Genomic DNA, 17,604 nt, shown 5'->3' on the forward strand with positions numbered 1-17,604 from the left:
CCAGCAATGGCTTTAAATATCGCACTGAGTGGCCTGGCGGCAGCTCAAAAAGACATGAACACCACCAGTAACAACATTGCGAACGCCAACACTTTTGGTTTTAAAGAGTCGCGTGCAGAGTTCGGTGATGTATATTCTGCGTCGATCTTCTCGAACGCAAAAACTACGACAGGTAGTGGTGTGCAGACGTCTACAGTTGCACAGCAGTTTCATGAAGGCTCCAGTATTTACACTAACAACCCCCTTGACCTGCGTGTGAGTGGTAACGGCTATTTTTCGGTCGCCAATGATAAACTGGCTACCAACGTCAATTTTTTAACGAGGAATGGAGCATTCCACCTCGACAAAAACAACAATATTGTTAACTCAGAAGGCCAGTATCTTCTGGGCTATGATGTGGATAACGAAACGCTGCAAGTCGGTTCATTTGAGCCCAAAGCGTTAAACGTCCCCGATCAGTTTGGACAGCCACGGGCATCTGAAAATGTGGATATTGGCCTCAATCTTCCTGCAGGTGGTGCGTCAAAAGATCCAACATTGTTTAACCCGGAAGATCCAGATACATATAACAAGTCGACATCTGCCACAGTATTTGACTCTTTGGGGCAGCCATACAAGTTGACGACTTATTATGTGAAAGACAACGTAACACCAAACAAATGGGCTACCTACTATACCGTGACAGATCCAACGGGTGAAAAGCCCCTTAGCTTAACCGCGGGCGATTTTACGTCTGCTACGGGTCATGTCGGCCACTCGATTCAGTTCAACCCTGATGGTTCAATAGATACGATAAATGCTGGCAACCCACTACAGACGGTGGAGTTTGGCGCTAACGGAGCAAACCTTGAATTGAATGGTGCAGACGGAAGCCAAGCGTTGACTATCAACTTCGAAGAACCAACGCAGTATGCTTCACCTTTCGAAATGCGAAAGTTCACTGAAGACGGTGCTACTACCGGTTATCTGGCCAAAGTAGACATCGATCCAAAGGGCACCATCATGGCGACTTATAGTAACGGTGAAAACGTGGCATTGGGGCGCGTTGCTCTGGTTCGTATATCCAACCAGCAAGGATTATCACAAGCAGGTAATACCCAGTGGAAAATCACACAGAACTCAGGTGATGCCGTCTGGGGGGAAGCGATGCAAGGGGCTTTTGGTCAAGTGAAAAGTGGCACCATTGAACAATCGAACATTGATATGACTCAAGAGCTGGTCGATTTGATTACTGCTCAGCGAAACTTCCAAGCAAACTCACGTGCATTGGAAGTTGGCAATCAGATGCAACAAACAATTCTCCAGATTCGTTAAACGTGACTTAATATTATTTGCCGCCCGATCACCGGGCGGCAATTCCTTTCCCAAAACCATTCTCAACGCTCTCCTTAATTAGCTCAGTTTAGTTAATAACTTGTTGTAAATAATTGATATTACAATTTGGCACTCTTTTTGCTTTATTTGCTGCATAAGCGACAGGAGAACGTCTTAATGGATCGCGCACTATTTCTCGCCATGAGTGGCGCCAAACAAGATATGCAGGCTTTACAACTGCGTGCCAACAATCTGGCAAATGTCAGCACTACAGGCTTTCGCGCTGACCTTGAGCAGGCTCGTGCCATGCAGGCATACGGTGAAGGCTTGCCCACCCGCGTATTCAACATGACAGAGCGCCCAGGCCACAGCTTTGCACAGGGTTCAACTATCACAACAGGTCGTGAACTTGACGTTGCGATTAAAGGTGACGGTTGGCTGGCGGTTTTGGATGGTACAGGTCAGGAAGGGTATACCCGTGTGGGTAACTTGAAAGTTGACCAAACCGGCATGCTGCAAAATGGTCATGGCCATTTGATCCTTGGCGAACGCGGTGCACCTATTTTCCTGCCTCTGCCAGTCTCGAAAATTGAAATCGGCACGGATGGTACGGTGTCAGTGTTACCACAAGGTGCGCCACCGGAAGCGATGGAAGAAATCGACCGTATCAAACTTGTGCGACCAAATAACGAAGAACTTTTCAAAGACAAAAACGGTGTATTCAAGCCGATTAACCCCGGCACAGTATATGAAGCCGATGCGGGGGTATCACTTCTGACGGGTGCGCTGGAAGGCAGTAATGTCAATCCGATCAGCGAGATGACGGGCTTGATTGATCTTCAGCGTCACTTTGAAATGCAAGTCAAACTAATGAAGACCGCAGAGGAAATGGATCAAGCATCTAACTCTCTGCTGCGCTTGGGTTAATTGAGAGGAATTTAGTATGCATCCAGCACTGTGGGTGAGTAAAACTGGCCTAGACGCACAACAGACCAATATTTCGACCATTTCGAATAACCTGGCAAACGCCTCGACGGTAGGCTTTAAGAAGTCTCGTGCAGTTTTTGAAGATCTGTTTTACCAGAACATAAATCAGCCTGGCGGTCAGTCTTCGCAAAATACCGAACTGCCAAGCGGACTGATGTTAGGTGCCGGTTCGAAAGTGGTAGCGACACAGCGCGTTCACACCAATGGTAACGCCCAGACCACCAACAACGCCCTCGACTTGATGATAGAAGGTGATGGTTTCTTCCAGATCCTGCTGCCGGACGGCAACATCGGTTATCAGCGTAACGGTCAGTTCACCCTGAATGATGAAGGTGTGATTGTAACTTCAGGTGCTGGGTATCCGTTGGAGCCAGAAATTGTCGTACCGCCTGATGCGATTCAGGTGACCATCGGTACTGATGGTGAAGTCTCTGCAAGATTGCGCGGGCAACAGGCAAATGCCGTTATCGGCCAGATCACCACGGTTGACTTCATCAATCCGGGTGGCCTTGAGCCAATAGGGCAAAACCTCTATCTGCCAACTGGTGCGAGCGGTGACCCACAAGAGGGTGTACCGGGCCTTGATGGTCTCGGCAGCGTTCGACAGTCAATGCTGGAAACCTCCAACGTCAACGTGACCGAAGAGTTGGTAAACATGATTGAAGCACAGCGAGTTTATGAAATGAACTCCAAAGTGATTTCGTCAGTCGATCAGATGTTGAGTTACGTCAACCAGCAGCTATAAGGGAGTAAGCCGCGGATGAAAAAGTTATTGATCACAGGTTTTATGCTGGCGACGGTATCTGGTTGTGAACTAATGAATCCAGAAGCTTTTCTGGCAGAGAATCAGAGCGAAGTGGTGCAGGGAACTACTGAGACCGATGCGGTAGAAGGAACGACTGACCCGGGCAATGAAGGCCTGATTGGCCTGCTTCGTGAACGTGAAGACCCGGTCGCGGGTGATCCTAACTGGACGCCTCTTCATCCTACTCGCCAACCTGAACATTACGCAACGGCAACGGGCTCTCTCTTTAGTGCAGTGAGAGCGCAAGATCTTTACGACGATACTAAGCCACGCGGTATTGGTGACATCGTGACCGTCATGTTGGAAGAAAAAACACAAGCCAAAAAGAGTGCCAGCAGTGATGCGGCAAAATCCAGTGACCTGAGTATGGATCCTCTGTCACTAGGGGGGCAGGAAGTAACGATTGGTGAGCGTAATCTTTCTTATGCTGCCGCCCATGATAATTCCACCAGTGGCTCAACCAGTGCCGATCAGAGCAATAGCATTTCCGGTTCGATTTCCGTCGAAGTCATTGACGTGATGTCGAATGGTAACCTGATGATCCGTGGTGAGAAATGGCTGACATTAAACACTGGAGACGAATATATCCGTCTGAGCGGCACGATTCGCCCTGACGACATTACCTCGGAAAACACCATCGCCTCAACGCGTATTTCCAATGCGCGAATCCAATACTCTGGCACTGGTGATCGCCAGGATACGCAAGATCAGGGATTCTTGGCACGATTCTTTAATGTGGTTCTATAACGCGTAAAAGAGTCGCCGGAGAATTGACGTGAAGAGTTGGCTAAAGCTGTTTTTGATTGCCGTATTGATTGCCCCAGCGGTGCAGGCTGCCCGCATTAAAGATGTGTCGGAAGTTGCCGGCGTGCGAAGTAACCAGCTGGTGGGATACGGATTGGTAGTAGGTCTTGCCGGTACGGGGGAGAGCACACCATTTACCGATCAGAGCTTTAATGCCATGTTGAAAAACTTCGGCATTCAATTACCACCAGGTACTAAACCGAAAACTAAGAACGTGGCTGCCGTTGCAGTGAGTGCTGAGCTTCCAGCGTTTTCCAAACAAGGTCAGAAAATTGACATCACGGTATCGTCTATCGGCTCTGCCAAGAGCTTGCGCGGTGGTACTCTGGTGCAAACTTTCATGAAAGGCTTAGACGGTAAAGTCTACGCCGTTGCACAGGGAAACCTGATTGTCGGTGGCTTCAGTGCGGAAGGAGCTGATGGTTCATCTATCGTGGGCAATACGCCAACCGTTGGTCGTATTACCAATGGTGCTACGGTCGAACAGGAGGTTCCTTCACCTTTTGGCCGCGGCGACCACATCACGTTCAACCTGTTTGAATCCGATTTCACCACAGCACAGCGCATGGCGGACTCCATCAACAGTTTTCTTGGGCCAAATACCGCGTCCGCGATGGATGCGACCTCAGTACGTGTCCGTGCACCGCGTGATTTGTCTCAGCGTGTTGCCTTCCTGTCTACAGTGGAAAACCTCGAGTTTGTTCCGGCAGACGCTGCCGCTAAAATTATCGTTAACAGCCGCACAGGTACTATTGTGGTGGGACAAAACGTTCGTCTTCGCCCTGCAGCCATCACACACGGAGGCATGACGGTCACCATCAACGAAAACCTGCAGGTAAGCCAACCGGGCGCATTCTCTGGTGGCGAAACTGTGGTTGTTCCAGACTCAGGTGTAGAAGTGTCTGAAGAAGATGGTCGCATGTTCCACTTCAAGCCCGGTGTCACGTTGGATGATTTGGTCCGCGCAGTGAACGGTGTTGGCGCAGCGCCATCAGATTTAATGGCAATATTGCAGGCACTCAAGCAAGCGGGTGCCATCGACGGTCAACTGATAGTGATTTAAACCATGAAAGCACCATTAGATACCGGATTTATTCACGATCTTAGCCGACTGGACATGCTTCGCCAGAAGGCATCGAATGGCGAGCAGTCAGACGATGCCCTGCATGCGGCCGCAGAGCAGTTCGAAGCGCTGTTTACCCAGATGCTGTTCAAATCGATGCGAAGTGCCAACGAAGCCTTTGAATCTGATTTGATTGATAACCGCACCTCCAAGTTCTATGAACAGATGGCGGACGAGCAACTTTCCAGTGCGCTCTCCCGTGAAGGTTCACTGGGGCTGGCAGATTTGATTGTTCAACAGTTCAAAGGGTCTCAAAACAGTGAGCCAATGGATGTGGGTGATAACAGTGCGAGTGATCGCATTCGCCTTCAGCCGACCATACCACTTGCACCGAACGTGACAGAAGACGAAGCTGCAGCGCAAGCACTGTCGCCGCTACTCGACGACACTGTTATCCCAAATCCACATATGTTGGCACAGCCAAATACAGCACCAAAAGTAGAAGCCGGCAAACCATTTGAAACACCGGATGAGTTTGTTAGCCGTCTGGCACCTTATGCGAAAAAGGCAGCGCGAACCTTAGGGACAGATCCTGCTATTTTGATTGCACAAGCTGCACTAGAGACCGGTTGGGGGAAGAAGGTGATCGCCAATGCACGTGGTTCCAGCCACAACCTTTTCAACATCAAAGCGGATCCGCGTTGGGATGGCAATAAAGTGGCCACCCAAACCCTTGAGTTCCATGATGATATCCCGGTGCAGGAAATGGCGTCATTTCGTGCCTATTCTTCATATGAAGACAGTTTTAATGACTATGTGAGTTTCTTGAACCGGAATCCTCGCTACTCAACGGCACTTCAACAAACAGCAGAGCCGGAGCAATTTATCCGAGGTCTGCATCAAGCAGGTTACGCGACAGATCCTCAATACTCTGACAAAGTGATCAGCGTATTTAACCGTGTAAAAGGAATGATGGAGCAATAATTCGCGCTAGCGGTATATTGTCGTCTGCTCTCTCACAGCGAAAGGTAGAAAACCATGGCAGAGCAACAACCATCTCTTGAACAGACAGCCACGGGTCCACAAAGTTTGTCGGAGTACGCTAAGGGTTCTATCCACCGTGATCCTTTCATCCGTGCTTTTCTCGATAAAACGCCAAAAGATATTGCGGACACTTTTACTGATGCGCAATTACTCCAGCTAAAGCTAATGTTCGGTACCCGCGCCAAGGCGCAGCATGCCATTGATTTTCGACCTGTCATTGGTGGTTTTGGTTGGCACTACTATTTGGTTTTTCTTTGTGGGCGAAACCGTCGTGAACTCACTCGCGCAGAACAGAGAGCCGCGAATGCAGGGCGGGTTATCGCTTTGCTGCTGGGCAGTTTTATCCTGTTCTCCGTTCTTATTACCTCCCTGTATTTACTGAAGTCATTTCTTGGTATCGACCTCTTACCTAATTTCTCCCTGGGCCTTTGGAGTTGGCTTAACGGCTGATACCGCCTGGCGGCAATCCCTTGCCCTTTGTGGTTTGGGACGATGCCAAAGTGTCGAGAAAATATTCTATATTGTTGATTTAAAAAATTAAATTACTATGGCACGATTCTTGAATCACTTTGGGCAATAGATAATTTTGTAAGTTATGCGTTTCCGCATACGGGGGCAGAATGGGGTTCGATCTGCTGACGCTCGGTTCTCAGGGCGTTCTGACAGCACAGCGGCAACTGAACACAACGGGTCACAACATCTCGAACGTGAACACTGAAGGCTATAGCCGTCAGTCCGTTGAGCAGCGCGCCAATGACTCTGCCTATTGGTCGGCAAACCAATGGGGCCACGGCGTGCATGCGGCCGCTGTTCGCCGCAACTATGACAAGTTTGCCGTCAACGAGTACAACATCACTACGTCTGCATTGGCACATGCCCAAACCCGCAATAGCCAACTCACGATGTTGGATGACATGATGTCCCACTCCGCAAAGAAAATTCCAGAGAACATGAACGAGTTCTATGGGGCGGTGAAGGGCCTGGCAGATAGCCCAAGTGACATGGGTGCCCGTAAAGTGGTACTGGAAAAGTCGCGCATGGTTGCTGCAGGTCTAAACGACATCAACAACGTTCTGCAAAATCAGGAAGCGGATACCACGGTCGAAATCGACGCTACTTTGAAGCGTATGAATGACATTGGCGCGGAAATTGTTGATATCCACAAAGCGATTTTGAAAACACAAACTGTGGATAATGATCTGCTTGATCGTCACCAAAGGCTCATCAATGAATTATCTGAGTTTACTCAAGTAAGCGTGAACCAGCGTGATGACGGTCTTTACAACGTGATTATAGGCAGTGGACATACACTGGTTTCTGGCTTGCATTCGAGCGAACTGCAAACCGTACCTGGTACACCAGATTACCAAAAGCGCCGTCTGGCGCTGGTGGAAGGTAAAGCGCTAAAGCCCATCGACAATGCAGATATTCGTGGCAAGCTCGGTGCAATGTTCGAATATCGCGACAACACACTGGCACAGGCTCGTGATGAGTTAGGTCGTTTGGCAGCAGGTTTTGCCATGTCGATTAATGAGCTTCAATCGCAGGGATTTGATCTAAGCGGTCAGGTTGGTGAAAACATTTTTGTGGATTTTAACAGTGATGATTTCGCTCGCAACCGTGCACTGATAGCGTCGGACTCCACAGCAGAACTGAAAGTGTATATCGATGATTTGTCGCAACTGAAAATTGGTGATTACCAACTGAAGTTTGATGGCAGTCAGTACACCTTGGTCGATCCGGAAAAGAACATGGTGGCAGTCACACCATCCGGTTCACCGCCGTCAATTGATTATGATGGCTTGCGTATTCAGGTTGATGTTGGTCTGGCAGCAGGAGAGCGTGTGATTATCCGGCCAGTTCGCCAAGGTGCTGGTCAGATTGCGGTTACCATGGAAGATCCGGCAAAAATTGCCGCTCAAAGTTATGTCAGCTCCAAATCGGTCATTACAGGTCAAGGCAGCCTCAAAGTGCTTCAGCAGGGGGCGCAGCAAGAGTTTCAGGTGGCTATCTCGCCGGATGCTTCCCAATTTGCGGTGTTGGACATGAAAGGCAATATCCTGCTGGCGCCGCAAGCTTACCCGCCATCATCACCTGTGACAGTAAATGGCACCACATTTGAACTGACACCGGGTGCTGCGGCAGAAGACATCTTCGCCGTGAGTTTGCTTCCTGCCGATGGTGAGAACGGTAACCTTATCCGCATGCAGCAACTGCAAACCCGAAAATTGATGGACGGTGGCCGTTCAAGTCTGATTGATGTTTATGAAGGCTTGAATACGGACTTAGGTGTGCAGAAAGCCTCCTTCGCCCGCCTTGAGGATGTCAGCCGCGTTGAACATGACGCAGCGGCAGGACGTGTGGCGGAAATCTCCGGGGTTAACCTCGATGAAGAGGCGGCAAACATGATGAAATTCCAGCAAGCCTATATGGCGTCTTCCCGAATCATGACAGCCGCAAACGAAACGTTTGAAACCCTGCTGAATGCAACCCGATAAGGATCTGAGTGATGATTAGCCGTATTGCCAGTTTTCACAATTACCAGTCAGTGTCGAATGACATGATGCGTCAGCAGGTGAAGTTGCAGGACAACCAAGACCAGCTGGCGACAGGTAAGCGTGTGCTGACGTCAGGGGACGACCCAGTCTCCTCAATTTATATCCAGAACTTCCGCCAGCAGGACAAACAGCTCGATCAGTATATTGACTCGATTACCCTTGCCCGAAACCGTCAAACCCGTGCGGAGATCGCGGTTGATGACGCGGAGCAACTGGTCGACAGCGCGAAGCGAAAGACGATGGAAATGATCAACGGTTCCCTGTCTGACGATGACCGAACTGCACACCGTCAGGACTTGAAGGGTCTTTACGATAACTTTATGAATCTGGTGAATGCAAAAGACGAGTCAGGGAATTTTCTTTTCTCTGGCACCCAGTCGAGCAAACAGCCTTTTTACCGCGACAGTGCGCTGAATGTGCGCTATGCCGGAGATAGTTATCACCGAACCTCACAAGTGGCACCAGCGGTAGAAGTACAAACCAGCGATCCTGGTGATCAGGTGTTTATGGAAATAAAAAACCCGTTTGGTGATTACCAGCCAGAGTACTCGCTCGAAAGTGGCTCAGTGCTTTTGCTTGCGCAGGCAACAAACACAAACAATGCTGATAACTCCGACTATGCCGTGAGTTTCAGTGTGGATGGGGCAGGGCAAACGACGTACGAACTGACGCAAAATGGTAGTGTGGTGAGCAGCGGCGTTTATGATCCTCAAAACGGCGTACAGTGGGGAACGTTGAGCCTGAGCTTTGAAGGTGAAATGATGGATGGGGATACAATTGCGCTGGAGCGCCAGGATACGTTCAACGTGTTTGATGCCTTTAAAAAAGGGATTGAGCTTTCACACGAAAGTATCTTCAACGCATCGGCAACCGCTGAATTACATCAGGTGACCGAGCAGTTCTCTGCCGCCTTTAAGCATCTTAACAAAGCACGCTCTGAAGTCGGCACCCGACTGACAACGCTGGACAGACAGGAAAGCATGCACAAAGATTTCAAACTGGTGCTAAACCGTTCTCTCGGGACCATGGAAGATCTTGATTACTCAACTGCTGTCATTGATATGAACGAGAACATGTTAGCGTTGCAGGCTTCACAACAAGCTTTTGCCAAGACGAAAGATCTCTCGCTCTTCAATTACATTTAACACCGCAAATTAATTGCATTTAAATTGCTTAAAGGTGCTGTGAATCGAGAATGTTAAGCCTCGTTGGCAGCACCTAGATACCTTCTCTCTCAAATCTCAAATCTCAAATCTGAACGCTACCCAAACAACTTTCTGAAGTCGGTCGGCGTCATGCCTTTGGTTGTTTTGAACTGTCGGTTGAAGTTCGACAGGTTAGAAAACCCCACCCGCTCCGCAACAACTGAAACTGGGATGTTTGAGCGCACGAGCATCTCACAGGCTTTACCAAGGCGATAATTTTTAAGGTGATCTGAGAAACTGTCTGCAAAGTGCTTTTCGAACATCCGATAGACCGAGCTTTCGCTCATGTGGAGGTGTCTGCATATATCTTGAACAGATATTTGCGCATCGTAATTGTCAGCGATAAACTGCTGCGCTTTTTCCAGTTTGTCGAGGATAGGCGTATCTTTCGCCACATAAAAACAGAAAGGGCGAGATGTCAGTGTTTGCGCTGATTTGTCTTCACAAAGCAGCATAAGGATTTCCACCACCCGCACAAACTGTGCGGCGGGTTTTAGCTGCGACGCGCCATTCATCAAAGGGTACAAAGCATCAAACGTCGCTTTGGATAACATCAGCCCTTTGTTTGCGCGTACCAACATGTCACTAACGGCAGATAACGCTGGCACCGTGACTACCAATGATTGAATCCAAGACTGATCAAACCAAAGCACATGCGAGCTACTGGGGCGCTCCGGTGTGGCTGTCGAAGCCACTCGGGTCAACATGTGCGGCAAACCGGGGCCGGTGAGATAAGCATAGCCATGTGCCGCCTCACCGACGTAATCATCAATGATGATTTTTCCGGGCGCCACATAATGAGGGTCGTGATACAGCACCAACTCGATTTCATCGTGATAGTGCCAATCACACTGCATCCCCAGCTTGGAAGTGGTGCATTGATAATCGACAAAATGCCAACTTGGACTGACATCTTTTTGAACACGTTCAATGGTTGGCCTCATGGAGGTATCTCACTGGGTGATAAATGAGTTCTGACATTAGTTTTACCCAGATTGTCAGTAGGTTGAAAGAAATTGAATGAATAGTATTGGTAGTTGCTCGATGGCTATCACATGAGGTGCATATTTATCCCTAAACTGCAGTGAAATAACGAATACATGGTCAAGTCGACTGGCTGCTCAAATCAACGCGTCTAGGCGCTTTTTGTGGGAATTAATGAATGAGAAACTATGTGAGCTTCTTAACTGATAGAGCCTCGCTTTGCTATCTGCTGGTCAGCTTGTTTGCTGGTCTGGGCTATGGATTTTTCTATCCACTTTTAGGGATTTTTGTTGTCGACGGACTTGATGCAACGCCACTCGAGATGGGCGTATTCCTCGCTATTTCTATATTTAGTGGCGTGATTGTTTCACAGCGTATTGCCAAACTCTCTGATGTAGGTTGGCATCGCCGCCAAATTATCTTGTTAGCGCAAGTGGCGTTTATTCTCGTCACGGCGTTTTTTATGGTAATTCGTGATTTTTATCTGGCGTTGGCCGTGATGGTCTTCATCTCGAGTTTCTCAGCAGCGGCCCTACCGCAAATTTTTGCTATTGGCCGTGAATATGCCGATAAGCATCTCGGCGACAATAGCACGCTGTTTGTTTCACTGATGCGCGCCATGATGTCCATGTCTTGGGTGATTGGTCCGCCACTGGCATTCATCCTGTACGATGCATTTGGATTTAACGGCGCATTCCTGTTTGCCACTGCCACCACGGTTATTTCGGTGTTGATTGTTTGGCGTATGTTCCCGTCAACCAAAGCAAAAGATACTGATAACATGAGGGAAGTGGAAGTGCGTCAATCATGGCGCAAGATTCAGGGAGCACCGTTATATTTGGGGGCAGTATTCATGTTGTTTTTGGCCAACAACATGTATGTCATGTCGATCCCTTTGTATGTGACAAAGGAGCTTGATATGGCAGGGTCAGTGGCAGGCCAGTTGCTCGGCTTGGCAGCGTTTGTGGAAATTCCGGTCATGGTTTTGGCAGGTCTGTGGGCGGCTAAAGTTGCACCACAACGCCTAATGATCTTGAGTGCGGTATCGGCTTGTCTGTTCTATATCCTGTTGTTCAATGCTGATTCACTATGGCAAATGTATGCCTTGCAATTACTGAACGGTTTAGCCGTTGGTATCAGTGCGAGTCTGGGTATGGTCGTTATTCAGAACAAGATGCCGAACCAGATGGGGGTCGCAACGACACTGTTTAACAATGCCATTATGATGGCAAGTCTAGCATCCGGTGTGACGGTTGGGTTTGTGGCAGAGCTGCATAGCTATCATAGTGTGATATTGGCGATGCTTGTGGCGGCGGCAGTAGCATTCTGTCTGCTACTCATCTCGGCAAGAGAGACCCGACGTCCGCCGTGCTCTGCTGAACTGTTAACGGAAGTGTAAGAATCGCGAGATTGAAAAGGTCAGCAGGTGCTGTAATGCATGTGAATTAAGCTGAATGACGCTTTCTAGAAGGCCTAGTCGCATAGCGACTGGGCCTTTTCTTTACTGCTCTGGGATATGTCCTCTCCCGCCTCTCTGGAAGCACAAAGCTCTCTGCCATATCGAGGATATATCTGAGTACTTCTGGGTATCTGCCCGGCGCGACAGCCGGAAGCATCTGCAACTGACTCACCAAAAATATCGATGCCTGCTTAAAGCCTATTTGGTATGGCATCACCGTATTCAAGGAATACGCCATCTGGCACATCATAAAACGCAACAGGTTATAGGCGAGCAGCATTCCCCAAAGCTCCTGTTTCACTAACGCCGGCGTTTTACTTCTTAGCGTCAGGCTATTTTGAAGCATGGACTGTTTCATCTCTCGGTAGCCTAATTCGATTTCCCAGCGATGACTGTAGAGCTCTGCGATATCTGCACCTATATAACGCTTAGGGTCGGTCATGGAAGTCAGCAGTTTGACTTCTTTCCCTTTTATCTTGGTGGTAATGAGTCTGGCTTCCAGTGTATCCGGCGCATCTACCCACTTCTTTTTCGCTTGGGCAGTCAGGGAGAGCTCAACCAGCTCCTGACCGCGTCCCAGTTTTCTTAACGTCTTATATTGCGCCCCTTTACGAAGGGGAATTAGCCAGTGTCTTTCCTCTCCTTGGCTTTGCCAACGATGGAGAAGTCCCAATGCGTAGAAGCCTTTGTCAAACAGGGTAAGGCTATTGTCTTGGGCTTTGTCGATAAGCTGAGCGGTGAGGTCAATCTCACTGACCGAGACGGAGTCAAAGGCGGCACTGTTGAGCAGATGGCTCGTCAATTCCATGTGGCAGACCATGCGAACTTGGGGATAGTCTGACGTCGTTGTTTTATTACCTGTTCGACTAAACGCCTTATCATTGTCAGTCGTATCAGGTGTTCGCCAAACCACGCCATCGACGGCATGCAAAGTGAGCCCGTACCAATCGGGATGCGGGGTTTTCTCATGCCACAATTGCTGAGTTTGGTTGAACACCGCTTCTACGGGTTCATGTCCTAGTTTCTTACGGGCATGAATCACCGCGCTCGGCGCAACAAAAGGCTTCTTACCCGGAAGTAATATATCAAGCTGAGAGACCACCTTGCTCATCGATAGATGCCGATAAAGAGACATTCCCACCACGCTCCACACCATCAGTTCCATGGGGAGTCGACGCTTACGAATCGTGGCGACGCCCGTGTCTTCAAGACATTGATTAATCAGTGTGGGGCAAAGGAGATCTGATAGCCCATTGAGTTGGTCAGCAGAGAATTGGTGTATTCGGTCGAGCGCTTGCCTTAAGAACATAAAGAAATCCGAGTGCAGAGAAACACTCGGATTTTGACAGCCTATAAGGATCGTTCAACCGATCATTTATTGCTTAACTGATCGGCATTACAGCAGGTGCTGACCTTTTTTATGCACTCGATATACCCAAATAACCTGAAGATGCAGGATTCAGCGAGTTTGACTGGCGTTGTGATCGCGGCGTTCCTTTGTAGGTGCAGTCACCTCCATCAAAAAGGAGTATATACCACCAACTTTCGACAACGTCTTTCAAGTCAAGAGACGGGAGGGGATAGGTGTTTTCCTAGATATGTCGCGCAATGGATTCCAGCATAGGGTATTTGTTTTCCAGCATTGGCGGGTAGAAATATCCAAACTCGCTGTCGCAATACAAAGGTTCAGGCTGGTTGAAATCAGACTCTTCTGTACCGGCGAAAAATACGTGGCAAGGAGTACCAACTGCAGTGGTCAGGCGGTGGACCGCCGTACCTGCTGTGATCACCGCATCCAATTGTTTAATGGCGGCTGCGGTACCCTCAAAATCATCACGCAGATCCAATCCTTCAAGCTGCAACACTCTGATTCCAGATAGCTTTTCAATTTTTTTAAGTTCTTTGCTGCAATCACCGTATTGGAGGTTGATAAACACGGCATCCGGGACCTGTTTCACCAAATGCGCAACTTCTTCGGCAATCAGGTAGTGTATGTTACGCGTTGCCGCAGCCAGACCACTTCGCCAGCAAATGCCAATCAACTTCTTTCCAGCACACAGGTTACGGATGTCATCCAGCTTAGATTGCCAATGCGCTTTCTTGTCTTCCGGCAAATTCACGTAACCAGATTGGTAAACGTGACGGCCATGTTTTTCAAAGCAGATCCCGGCAAGGCTACCACCTGCCACCCAGGAAGTGATGTCATTCATCACGTTTTCTGGGATATGGATGTCTTCGCCTTCGATGCGTCTAACCGGGACCATAATTGCCTCGGGGTAAGCGCGGTTAAGTACTGATTCCAAGCGAGGGTCACAGGCTACATAAACCCTCTTAGTATTTTCCAGCACCATAGCAAGATTATGGAAATAAAGGATTTCATCACCCACACCTTGTTCTGGCATTACCAGTACGACGTCATCTTTCGGACGCGCAAGGCTCCACTGTGGCAAGCTACCACTGTAGCGCAGTCGACGATGGCAAGTGAGACCCAGCTCATTGGCGCGGTAATAGTTTTCCCATTCGCCGAGTGTGCGGTAGACAAAGCTGACGTTAAAACCAGCTTCCACATCTTCCGGATACTTGGCAATGTAATCTTCAAGCAAAGCTTTCGAGGCTCTGGCTTCACCTTTATACCAAAGTACTTCAGCGAGATATGTTGATAGACGCAGCTTGTTTTCTTGGTTTGCCAAGTTGGCTGCCTGTTGAATGTGTTGCTGACATTCCATAATTGCGTCTGGTGTGAAGTTATGGCGCTTGCGCAATAACTGGAAGCTTGCTGTTGCCAGGCGGTTCAGCAAATCCACGTCGGTCGGGTATTGTTTAATAAAAGTTTTGGCTTGTCGGAAGGCTTCCAGCCAGTTTTCTTCTTTTTCATGGCTGAGCACTATCAAGCGGCAAAAAAGTGGCTCGTCAGGCCAAACGTTCAGGCCAAATCGCGCATGTTCTCTGGCCGCTTTGTAGTCTTCAATTTTGATCGCACTGTGGCTAAGCAGCACTAGGATTTCTTGTTCTGACGTGTCTTCATTAAATGCTCGCAGTAGGTATTGTCGCGCAAGACCGAAGTTTTCCTCACCCACGTATATCTTTGCCAAACCAAGAAGCGCTATTGGGTTATCACCAGCCACACTGATCACTGCGTTAAAAAGTTGTTTGGCTTGATCTAAATTGCCGCTTTCCACCATCTGGTTAGCGAGGGTAAGGGTTTCCTGTACTTCGGCATCTATCGCGGCATTTTTTTGTGCTGAGACATGGTTAATCTGTTTTGCCGTGCGGCGGCTCTCTCCCAGCTTGCCGATCGCTGCGGTAAGTTGTTGCCGCATGGCGAGAAGCTCCTGATGATCTGGTGCCACACCAAGCAGTGCGTCGACGATCTCCAGCGCGTCTTTATTCATGCCATTTTGTGCTAGCAAGGTTGCTTTGTCGAAAAGGATAGAGGCATCGCCGGGCTCGACAGTCAAGGCATGGTCGAGTTTTATCAGTGCTTCCTTCCAAGCGCCTTCTTCGCTGTCCATTACCGCCAGTACCTGTAGCACTGGCAAGGCATCCGGGGCGAGGGAAAGAATATGTTCGAACACCTCTCGGGCTTCGCGTTTTTTCTGATGTTGGTAGAGCGAAACGCCATGCTCAAACGCTTGTTCCAGTGTCATAGCACTTTCATTGGTTTGGGAGGGATTGTTCATAAAGGATCCATATAGTTATTCGAGCGAAAAACCTAAGTTTTTAAACTTAATAAAAGACAGCAAATACCATGCCGGAAGACGCGTGTTTTATGGATAAACTCGCATATGTTTTATGGATAAATTCCTTTGTCTCTGTTTTGAGAACAAAAAATTATTTGAACAAAATGTGATTCAACCCTCTTGTATGTAAGATCTGGTGCTATGTTTATGAGGAGGCAATGACCGGAGGCGGCAAGTTGCCGATTTTCTTGAGAAGAAAGTCAAATTATTTGCCGTTTTGTTAATCAGCTCCGCTCTTGTTGCTTTTAAGTTTTTGATAATAAAGACTTTCCAAAAATTGGCATGCTATTTGAATAACATTCGGCATGAGGTATCAGTTGTATTGATACCGTTCCTGATAACGAACTGAAGGCTGGTCCCGCTTCTACATTCGGACAAATTTGTCGCGGGTAGGCTGTTTCGCAAAATACGCGAAAGTCAAAGGAGAGCAAAATGGGTGTAACAGTTAACACCAACGTGTCTGCGATGACTGCGCAGCGTTACCTGAACAAGTCGACAAACGATTTAAATACGTCGATGGAACGCTTGTCGTCTGGTAGTCGGATCAACAGTGCGAAAGATGATGCCGCTGGTCTGCAGATTTCAAATCGACTCATTGCACAAACACGTGGCTTGGACGTTGCAATGCGCAACGCTAACGACGGTATTTCAATTGCCCAAACAGCAGAAGGTGCTATGCAGGAATCGACCAATATCCTGCAACGTATGCGTGACCTGTCTCTGCAATCGGCGAATGGTGCGAATGGTAAGTCTGAACGTATTGCGATTCAGGAAGAAGTGTCAGCTCTTCAGGATGAACTTAACCGTATTGCAGAAACCACTGCATTTGGTGGTCGCCGACTACTGAATGGCTCATTTGGTGAAGCGGCATTCCAAATTGGTGCTGACTCTGGTGAGGCCATTATCATGGGGTTGAGCAGTATCCGTGCTGACGATTTCCGTATGGGCGGTACTGAGTTTATTGCTTCTTCCGGTAAATCGGCTGGTTGGCAAGTGGCAAGTACGGCAGCGACACTGACTATGGCGTTTACGACCAAAGACGGTAACTCCATTAACCTGAATATCGACGCTAAAGTGGGTGACGATATTGAGGAAGTGGCGACCTATATTAATGGTCAGTCTGATGAGATGGTGACAGCCTCTGTAGACGAAGCAGGTCAACTGCAGATCTTCATCGCTGAAGAGAAGCTATCTGGCAATGTCACCTTTGGCGGTGGCCTCTCAGCCTCTCTAGGCTTAGTGACTGGTGCAGGTACATCAGCGACCACGCAAGATATTGACGTCAGCGATGCGGGTGGCGCACAGATGGCGGTGGGTATTATTGACTCAGCGATGCAGTACATCGACAGTCAGCGAGCTGATTTGGGTGCAAAGCAAAACCGCTTGAGCCATACCATCAGTAACCTCTCTAACATCCAGGAAAACGTTTCTGCGTCGAACAGCCGCATCCGCGACACTGATTTTGCGAAAGAAACGACGGAGCTCACCAAAGGCCAAATTCTGCAGCAGGCAAGTACCTCTATTCTTGCTCAGGCGAAGCAGTTGCCACAAGCGGCGCTCAACCTCCTCCAGTAATCTGGAATATAGGTCCCGAAAAGCGGCAAGCCATTGCCGCTTTTTTTGTATTTTTTTCAACCAATA

The 17,604-nt window shown here is 48.7% G+C and carries 14 protein-coding genes; 11 read left to right on the forward strand and 3 right to left on the reverse strand.

Going from position 1 to position 17,604, the window contains the following annotated elements; genetic code table 11:
- Positions 1–6: 6 nt before the first annotated feature.
- From flgE to flgL, 9 genes are all read left to right on the forward strand, one after another.
- Positions 7–1,314, forward strand: coding sequence for a flagellar hook protein FlgE (gene flgE / locus VP504_RS15475; protein WP_325891953.1), 1,308 nt, complete (start codon positions 7–9; stop codon positions 1,312–1,314).
- 177 nt (positions 1,315–1,491) lie between these two features.
- On the forward strand, positions 1,492–2,241 hold the full coding sequence (locus tag VP504_RS15480; RefSeq protein ID WP_062704544.1) for a flagellar basal body rod protein FlgF: 750 nt from the start codon (positions 1,492–1,494) through the stop codon (positions 2,239–2,241).
- Between the two features lie 16 nt (positions 2,242–2,257).
- Entirely contained in the window at positions 2,258–3,046 is a 789-nt protein-coding gene (gene flgG, locus VP504_RS15485) for a flagellar basal-body rod protein FlgG (protein WP_002537902.1), read from the forward strand.
- Between the two features lie 15 nt (positions 3,047–3,061).
- Positions 3,062–3,853, forward strand: coding sequence for a flagellar basal body L-ring protein FlgH (gene flgH, locus VP504_RS15490; RefSeq protein ID WP_325891954.1), 792 nt, complete (start codon positions 3,062–3,064; stop codon positions 3,851–3,853).
- 28 nt (positions 3,854–3,881) lie between these two features.
- Positions 3,882–4,973, forward strand: coding sequence for a flagellar basal body P-ring protein FlgI (locus VP504_RS15495; RefSeq protein WP_062704548.1), 1,092 nt, complete (start codon positions 3,882–3,884; stop codon positions 4,971–4,973).
- Positions 4,974–4,976: 3 nt separating this feature from the next.
- The gene (gene flgJ, locus VP504_RS15500; RefSeq protein ID WP_325891955.1) at positions 4,977–5,957 is read left to right on the forward strand and encodes a flagellar assembly peptidoglycan hydrolase FlgJ; all 981 of its coding nucleotides are present in this window, start codon (positions 4,977–4,979) and stop codon (positions 5,955–5,957) included.
- Between the two features lie 54 nt (positions 5,958–6,011).
- Positions 6,012–6,467 carry a hypothetical protein gene (locus VP504_RS15505; RefSeq protein ID WP_325891956.1) on the forward strand — a complete coding sequence of 152 codons (456 nt, stop codon included), beginning with the start codon at positions 6,012–6,014 and terminating at the stop codon, positions 6,465–6,467.
- Between the two features lie 170 nt (positions 6,468–6,637).
- Positions 6,638–8,515 (forward strand): flagellar hook-associated protein FlgK, encoded by a 1,878-nt coding sequence (flgK, locus tag VP504_RS15510; protein WP_325891958.1) that lies wholly within the window; start codon positions 6,638–6,640, stop codon positions 8,513–8,515.
- Between the two features lie 11 nt (positions 8,516–8,526).
- On the forward strand, positions 8,527–9,720 hold the full coding sequence (flgL, locus tag VP504_RS15515) for a flagellar hook-associated protein FlgL (RefSeq protein ID WP_062704555.1): 1,194 nt from the start codon (positions 8,527–8,529) through the stop codon (positions 9,718–9,720).
- Between the two features lie 116 nt (positions 9,721–9,836).
- On the opposite strand, the gene VP504_RS15520 is transcribed toward flgL, so the two are convergent.
- Positions 9,837–10,724: an AraC family transcriptional regulator gene (locus VP504_RS15520; RefSeq protein ID WP_325891959.1), complete on the reverse strand. Its 888-nt coding sequence runs from the start codon at positions 10,722–10,724 to the stop codon at positions 9,837–9,839.
- A gap of 218 nt (positions 10,725–10,942) precedes the next feature.
- Between VP504_RS15520 and VP504_RS15525 the strand changes: the two genes are divergently transcribed.
- Entirely contained in the window at positions 10,943–12,163 is a 1,221-nt protein-coding gene (locus tag VP504_RS15525) for a sugar efflux transporter (protein WP_325891960.1), read from the forward strand.
- Between the two features lie 46 nt (positions 12,164–12,209).
- On the opposite strand, the gene VP504_RS15530 is transcribed toward VP504_RS15525, so the two are convergent.
- Both VP504_RS15530 and VP504_RS15535 read right to left on the reverse strand, forming a co-directional pair.
- Positions 12,210–13,532 carry an IS4 family transposase gene (locus VP504_RS15530; RefSeq protein ID WP_325891603.1) on the reverse strand — a complete coding sequence of 441 codons (1,323 nt, stop codon included), beginning with the start codon at positions 13,530–13,532 and terminating at the stop codon, positions 12,210–12,212.
- A 283-nt stretch (positions 13,533–13,815) separates the two neighbouring features.
- Positions 13,816–15,903, reverse strand: coding sequence for a tetratricopeptide repeat protein (locus VP504_RS15535; protein ID WP_325891961.1), 2,088 nt, complete (start codon positions 15,901–15,903; stop codon positions 13,816–13,818).
- 492 nt (positions 15,904–16,395) lie between these two features.
- On the opposite strand from VP504_RS15535, the gene VP504_RS15540 reads away from it, so the two are divergent.
- Positions 16,396–17,538 (forward strand): flagellin, encoded by a 1,143-nt coding sequence (locus tag VP504_RS15540; protein WP_325891962.1) that lies wholly within the window; start codon positions 16,396–16,398, stop codon positions 17,536–17,538.
- Positions 17,539–17,604: the final 66 nt, after the last annotated feature.

The organism is Grimontia sp. NTOU-MAR1 (assembly GCF_035758505.1).
GTDB lineage: Bacteria > Pseudomonadota > Gammaproteobacteria > Enterobacterales > Vibrionaceae > Enterovibrio > Enterovibrio marinus.

Coding starts and splice junctions, on each gene's coding strand:
- flgE (WP_325891953.1), top strand. CDS start 7: ATGGCTTTAAATATCGCACTGAGTGGCCTGGCGGCAGCTCAAAAAGAC.
- VP504_RS15480 (WP_062704544.1), top strand. CDS start 1,492: ATGGATCGCGCACTATTTCTCGCCATGAGTGGCGCCAAACAAGATATG.
- flgG (WP_002537902.1), top strand. CDS start 2,258: ATGCATCCAGCACTGTGGGTGAGTAAAACTGGCCTAGACGCACAACAG.
- flgH (WP_325891954.1), top strand. CDS start 3,062: ATGAAAAAGTTATTGATCACAGGTTTTATGCTGGCGACGGTATCTGGT.
- flgJ (WP_325891955.1), top strand. CDS start 4,977: ATGAAAGCACCATTAGATACCGGATTTATTCACGATCTTAGCCGACTG.
- VP504_RS15505 (WP_325891956.1), top strand. CDS start 6,012: ATGGCAGAGCAACAACCATCTCTTGAACAGACAGCCACGGGTCCACAA.
- flgK (WP_325891958.1), top strand. CDS start 6,638: ATGGGGTTCGATCTGCTGACGCTCGGTTCTCAGGGCGTTCTGACAGCA.
- flgL (WP_062704555.1), top strand. CDS start 8,527: ATGATTAGCCGTATTGCCAGTTTTCACAATTACCAGTCAGTGTCGAAT.
- VP504_RS15520 (WP_325891959.1), bottom strand. CDS start 10,724: ATGAGGCCAACCATTGAACGTGTTCAAAAAGATGTCAGTCCAAGTTGG.
- VP504_RS15525 (WP_325891960.1), top strand. CDS start 10,943: ATGAGAAACTATGTGAGCTTCTTAACTGATAGAGCCTCGCTTTGCTAT.
- VP504_RS15530 (WP_325891603.1), bottom strand. CDS start 13,532: ATGTTCTTAAGGCAAGCGCTCGACCGAATACACCAATTCTCTGCTGAC.
- VP504_RS15535 (WP_325891961.1), bottom strand. CDS start 15,903: ATGAACAATCCCTCCCAAACCAATGAAAGTGCTATGACACTGGAACAA.
- VP504_RS15540 (WP_325891962.1), top strand. CDS start 16,396: ATGGGTGTAACAGTTAACACCAACGTGTCTGCGATGACTGCGCAGCGT.